This window comes from Geodermatophilus sp. SYSU D01180, assembly GCF_054050415.1.
On sequence record NZ_JBJGZH010000013.1, the window covers coordinates 127729 to 134032 of the forward strand.

General features: G+C 74.2%; 5 protein-coding genes. All 5 read right to left on the bottom strand.

Features of this window, described 5'->3' with window-relative positions; translation table 11 throughout:
* Positions 1 to 202: 202 nt before the first annotated feature.
* Positions 203 to 1042, bottom strand: a complete 840-nt coding sequence (locus tag ACI8AA_RS13930; protein WP_457045002.1) for a hypothetical protein — start codon at positions 1040 to 1042, stop codon at positions 203 to 205.
* Positions 1043 to 1069: 27 nt separating this feature from the next.
* A complete protein-coding gene (locus tag ACI8AA_RS13935; RefSeq protein WP_457045003.1) occupies positions 1070 to 1960 on the bottom strand; it encodes a TatD family hydrolase in 891 nt (296 codons plus the stop codon).
* Between the two features lie 37 nt (positions 1961 to 1997).
* Positions 1998 to 3794 carry a methionine--tRNA ligase gene (metG, locus tag ACI8AA_RS13940; RefSeq protein ID WP_457045004.1) on the bottom strand — a complete coding sequence of 599 codons (1797 nt, stop codon included), beginning with the start codon at positions 3792 to 3794 and terminating at the stop codon, positions 1998 to 2000.
* Positions 3795 to 3830: 36 nt separating this feature from the next.
* Positions 3831 to 4442: a hypothetical protein gene (locus tag ACI8AA_RS13945; protein WP_457045005.1), complete on the bottom strand. Its 612-nt coding sequence runs from the start codon at positions 4440 to 4442 to the stop codon at positions 3831 to 3833.
* A gap of 99 nt (positions 4443 to 4541) precedes the next feature.
* The gene (locus tag ACI8AA_RS13950) at positions 4542 to 6023 is read right to left on the bottom strand and encodes an amino acid permease (protein WP_457045006.1); all 1482 of its coding nucleotides are present in this window, start codon (positions 6021 to 6023) and stop codon (positions 4542 to 4544) included.
* Positions 6024 to 6304 lie beyond the last annotated feature (281 nt).

The window sequence follows — 6304 nt, forward strand, 5'->3', positions numbered from 1 at the left end:
ACGACACGATAACGAGTGCGCCACGTCTAGCAACGGTGCGCAGGAAGTGAACCAGAGGACGATACGTCGACATGGAGGCGCGCCGACACGAAGGGTTAGGGACGCGCCGCATGTGACAGCGGTGACGGATGCGGTGCGTGAGATCAGGCGGTGACCGACGTCACGGTGTGACCGGCGCCCCGGCCGGGCAACGGAGCGGGCCTCAGCCGGCCAGCGCCCGCTCGCTCGCCCGCACGGGGCGCAGCCACGTGAGCAGGAAGCCGGCGACGGCGAGGCCCGCGGCCAGGCTCGCGAAGCCGCCGGCGACCAGCGCGACCGGCAGCAGGTCGACGTTCTCGGTTACCCGGTCGCCGAGGTCGATGCCGGCGACGAGCAGGAGCGTGCCCAGCGGCAGCAGCGCGAGCACGCTGGTCGCGGCGGTGACCAGGTGCGCGGTCCAGGTGCGCAGCGCCTCGTCGACCGGCACGTCGGCGCCCTCGGCCGGCAGCGGGCGGACGAGGACGCGCAGCAGCGCCGTCTCGGCCAGCAGCCACGCCACGAGCGGGACCAGCAGCGCGACCCAGGCGACGGTGTCGGCGAGCTCGCCGCGCTGCCACATCAGGACGGTCACGAGGACCTCCGCGAGCACGACGGCGCGCGTGGTCCACAGCAGCCACGGGGAGACCTGTTCGCCGCGCCGGGGCCGGCGGGCGGGGTCGGACAGCCGCCAGCGCGGCCGCGGGCGGGTCGCCTCGGCGAGCACCACGCCGGCGAGCAGGCCGACGACGAGAGCGGGCAGCCAGAGGAACACCGACGCCTCGGCGAACATCACGACGCTGGCGACGATCCCCACGACGCCGAGCAGCAGCCCGAGCCGGCGCACGCGGCGGCCGTGCTGCGCCTGCCGCTGCAGCGTGACCACACCCTCCGGGGTGGGCGTGGCGAAGTCGATCGCCGCCGACGCGACGGCGCGGCGGCCGGCGGCCAGGGCCCACGCACGGGCGAGCAGCACGCCGGGCACCAGGACGGCGATGAACAGCACGACGGCGATGAGGCGACCCACGCAGACCAGTGTGCATCGCCTCGGCGCTCAGCCGGTCCGGTCGGTCTCCCATCGTCCGAAGACCCGCTCGGCGTTCCTGGTCAGGGCGTCGCATAGCTGCGCGACCTCCACGCCGGTGACCTCGGCCAGCGCCCGGACGGTGTGCGGCACGAGGCGCGAGGCGTTGGGCCGACCGCGGTGCGGCACCGGCGTGAGGAAGGGCGAGTCGGTCTCCACGAGCAGCTGCTCCAGCGGCGTGAGCGCGGCGGCCTCCCGGAGGTAGCCGGCGTTGCCGAAGGTCAGCGTCCCGGCGAAGGACAGCACGAAGCCGCGCTCGACGCAGGCCTCGGCGAACGCGGCGTCGCCGGAGAAGCAGTGCATGACCACGTGCTCCGGCGCGCCCTCGTCGTCGACGACCCGCAGCACCTCCTCGTGCGCGTCCCGGTCGTGGACGACCAGCGCGACGCCGTGCTCCTTCGCGATCCGGATGTGCGCCCGGAAGGAGGCCTCCTGCGCCGCCCAGCCCCCGGGTCCGGTGCGGAAGCGGTCCAGCCCGGTCTCCCCCACCGCGCGCACCCGCGGCAGCGCCGCCAGCCGGTCGATCTCGGCCAGCGCGTCGTCGTCGGCCGCGCCCTCCCCGGCCTCGTTGGGGTGGACGGCGACGGCGGCCAGCACGCCCGGGTGCCGGGCCGCCAGCTCCGCCGACCACCGCGAGGAGGGCACGTCGACGCCGACCTGCACCAGCCGCAGGACGCCCACCGCGGCCGCGGCGGCGATCTCGGCGTCCACCGCGTCGTCGTCCGCGGGCTCGTCGGTGCGGAAGCCGTTCAGGACGATGTCGAGGTGGGTGTGGCTGTCGACCGCCGGGGCCGGCAGCGGCTCCGGGGACGGCGGCGGCTCGCCCCGCCGGTTGGCGCGGGACGCGGCCGAGCGGCTCACTGCCCGACCCGTGCGGCAGAAATGGCCATTTCTGCCGTCACGAGGCGTCGCCCTCCAGCCGGGCCAGCTCCTCCGCGACGACGGACTCGTCGAGCTTGCGGAACACCGGGGTGGGCGGGGACAGCGGCGTGCCCGACGGGAGCGGGCGGGAGGCCCACACCGCCTGCGCGTCGCCGTAGTCGCCGGTGATGACCGGGTAGGGCGAGCCGTCGTCGAGGTCGGTGACCTCCTCGATGCGCGGCGCCGGCGACCAGACGCCGGTGCCACCGAGCAGCTCGTGCACCTTCTGCGCCGAGTGCGGGAGGAACGGCGTGAGCAGCGCGTTGCAGTCGCTGACCGCCTGCAGCGCGGTGTGCAGCACGGTGTCCCGGCGGGCCGGGTCCTCCTTGAGCTTCCACGGCGCCTGGTCGGACAGGTACTTGTTCGCCTCGCCGACCACCCGCATCGCCTCGGTGGCCGCCGCCTTCTGCCGGTTGCGGGCCAGCAGGTCGCCGATCGGCCCGAACGCCGACGACGTCGAGGCCAGCAGCGCGCGGTCGGCGTCGGTCAGCTCCCCCGGCGTCGGGACGGCGCCGACGTTCTTCGCCGCCATCGACACCGTCCGGTTGACCAGGTTGCCCCAGCCGGCGACGAGCTCGTCGTTGTTGCGCCGGAGGAACTCCGCCCAGGTGAAGTCGGTGTCCTGGGTCTCCGGGCCCGCGACCGCGACGAAGTAGCGCAGCGCGTCGGCGTCGTAGCGGGCGAGGAAGTCGCGGACGTAGATGACCACCTGGCGCGACGAGGAGAACTTGCGGCCCTCCATGGTGAGGAACTCGCTGGAGACCACCTCGGTGGGCAGGGCCAGCCGGCCGAGCGAGCCGGGGCTGCCGCCCTTGTCGCCCTCGCCGTTGTAGCCCTGCAGCTGCGCGGGCCAGATCTCGGCGTGGAAGACGATGTTGTCCTTGCCCATGAAGTAGTAGGCGTCGGCGTCGGGCGACTGCCACCACTGGCGCCAGGCGTCGGCGTCGCCGGAGCGGCGGGCCCACTCGATGGACGCCGACAGGTAGCCGACGACGGCGTCGAACCAGACGTAGATGCGCTTGTCGGGCCGGTCCCGCCAGCCGTCGAGCGGGATCGGCACGCCCCAGTCGATGTCGCGGGTGTAGCTGCGCGGCTTGAGGTCGTCGAGCAGGTTCTTCGCGAAGTTGAGCACGTTGGGCCGCCAGCCCCGGCGGCTGTCCAGCCAGTCGCCGAGGGAGCGGGTGAAGGCGGGCAGGTCGAGGAAGTAGTGCTCGCTCTCGACGAAGCGCGGCGTCTCGCCGTTGATCCGGCTGACCGGGTTGATCAGGTCGGTGGGGTCGAGCTGGTTGCCGCAGTTGTCGCACTGGTCGCCGCGGGCGCCGTCGTAGCCGCAGATCGGGCAGGTGCCCTCGATGTAGCGGTCGGGCAGCGTGCGGCCGGTGGACGGGCTGATCGCGCCGAGCGTCGTCTGCGGGAAGACGTACCCGTTCTTGAGCAGGCCGAGGAAGATCTCCTGGCTGACCTGGGCGTGGTTGACCGTGGTGGTGCGGGTGAACAGGTCGTAGGACAGGCCGAGGGCCTGCAGGTCGTTCACGATCAGCCGGTTGTTCCGGTCGGCGATCTCCCGCGGGCTCACCCCCTCCGCGTCGGCGGCGACGGTGATCGGCGTGCCGTGCTCGTCGGTGCCGCTGACCATGAGGACGCGGTCCCCGGCCATGCGGTGGTAGCGGCTGAAGACGTCGGAGGGGACGCCGAAGCCGGAGACGTGGCCGATGTGCCGCGGGCCGTTGGCGTAGGGCCAGGCCACGGCGGTCAGGATGTGCCGATCACTCACGACACCGAGGGTAGTGAGCGGCGGTCACCGGTCCGTTCAGTGACCGGCGACGGTGCTCGCGGGCGGGAGCTCGCCGGCGACGGGCGTGGTCAGCGCGACGGCCCCGAGGGCGACCCCGATCACCGCGACGGTGGCCAGGCGCGTCCGCGGGTGCCGGGTCGGGGCGGCCGGGCGGGGGCGCGGCGGGACCGCGGCGGACCAGGCGAGGGTGGCCGGCGCCGAGGTGAGCAGCAGCTTGCCGACCGGCACCGCCAGCGCCAGCAGCGCGACGGCCGGCAGCGGCAGCGTCGTGGGCAGGTCGCCGACCAACGGGGTGACCAGGCTGACGGCGAACAGGGCCGCCACGCCCACGATCTCCGCGCAGGCCAGGCCGTTGGCGAGCCGCCGTCCGCCCTCGAGGGCCGCCAGGCCGCCGCCCGCGCACAGCACGATCCAGCCGGCCAGCCCGCCGAGCACCGCGACGACGACCGGCGCCGGCGGCCGCGACGCGGCGGCGAACAGCCCGTCGAGCCCGGTCAGCCCGGCCGCGAGCAGCGCCGCGGCCTCCAGCCCGCAGACCGCGGCCAGCGCGAGCACGGCCACCGGCCACCGCCGGGGCGTGGACGGTGCGGGTGCGGGGAGGGGGGCGTCGAGGACGCTGGTCGCCACGGGTCTGCTCCTGGCCGGGGACGTCGGTCACCGGTCAGGTCGTCCCGCGCGGGGCGGCGCAGGAGGCCCGGGAGGGCGGGTCTCACCCTCCCGGGTGGGTCAGCCGGCCCGGACCCGGTCCCCCTCGCGGGCCAGCCGGCTGTGGCGGCGGCCGTAGGCGAAGTAGAGGACGAAGCCCAGCGCCATCCAGATCGCGAAGCGCAGCCAGGTGTCGGCCGGCAGGTTGAGCATCAGGTAGAAGCAGGCCAGCGCGGACAGGATCGGCACCAGCGGCACCAGCGGCACGCGGAAGGACCGGTGCAGGTCCGGGCGGGTGCGGCGCAGCACGATGACGGCGATCGACACGAGCACGAAGGCGAACAGCGTGCCGATGTTGACCAGCTCCGCCAGCGTGCCGAGCGGCAGGAACCCGGCGAGCAGGGCGACGACGATCCCGGTGCCGATGGTGATGCGGTACGGCGTGCCGTAGCGCGGGTGCACCGCGGCCATGGCCGGCGGGAGCAGGTGGTCGCGGCTCATGGCGAACAGCACCCGCGACTGGCCCAGCATCAGGATCATCACGACCGAGGTGAGGCCGGCCAGGGCGCCCACGGAGATGATGCTGGAGACGAACGACAGCCCGACGCTGGCGAACGCCTCGGCCAGCGGCGCCTCGGTGGACAGCTCCGAGTAGGGCTGCATGCCGACGACGACCAGCGAGACGGCGACGTAGAGCAGCGTGCAGACGAACAGCGAGCCGAGGATGCCGCGCGGCAGGTCGCGCTTGGGGTTGCGGGTCTCCTCCGCCGCCGTCGCGACGATGTCGAAGCCGATGAAGGCGAAGAACACGATCGAGGCGCCGGCGATGACCCCGCCCCAGCCGAACGTGCCCTGGTCGAAGCCGAACAGCTGGATCAGCGGGGCGTGCCAGCCGCCCTCCCCCTCGCCGGCCGGCTCGGCGGGCGGGACGAACGGCGTGTAGTTGTCGGCCGTCAGGTAGAAGAGCCCGAGCACGATGATGAGCAGGACGATCGCGACCTTGATCGCGACGATCACGCTGGTCACCCGCGACGACAGCTTGATGCCGAGCACGAGGACGCCGGTCATCAGCAGCGCGATGACGATCGCCGGGATGTTCACCGTCGCGGCCTCGCCGGCGATCGACGTCGGCAGCGGGATGCCGATGTCACCGAGCAGCTGGTTGAGGTAGCCCGACCAGCCGACCGAGACCGTGGCCGCGCCGAGCGCGAGCTCGAGCACCAGGTCCCAGCCGATGATCCAGGCGACCAGCTCGCCCATCGTGGCGTAGGAGAACGTGTAGGCCGAGCCCGCGACCGGGACGGTGGAGGCGAACTCCGCGTAGCAGATCGCCGCCAGCCCGCAGACGACGCCGGCGATGACGAAGGAGATCGCCACCGCCGGGCCCGCCGTGGTCCTGGCCACCTCGCCGGTGAGCACGAAGATCCCGGTGCCGATGATCACCCCGACGCCGAAGACGGCGAGGTCGAGCCCGGACAGGTTCTTCTTGAGCCGGTGTTCGGGTTCCTCGGTGTCGCGGATGGAGTCCTCGACCGACTTCACCCGGCGCGAGTCTGCGGCCACGGCGTCCTCCTCGGTTGCCACCCGACGGGGCCTCCCCGGCAGCGTGGCACGGGGGCCGCGAGCCCGCACGCCTACGCTTCTGTCGCCCCGCCGCGGCGGCGGGACGGGAGGAGGCGCACCGGTGACCGACCAGCGGGCGGACGCCCCTCCCGGGCCGTTCGTGCCGACCACCCGTCCGCGGGGGGGGGGGGGGGGGGGGGGGGGGGGGGGGGGGGGGGGGGGGGGGGGGGTGGGGGGGGGGGGGGGGGGGGGTGGGGTGGTGTGGGGGGGGGGGGGGCGGG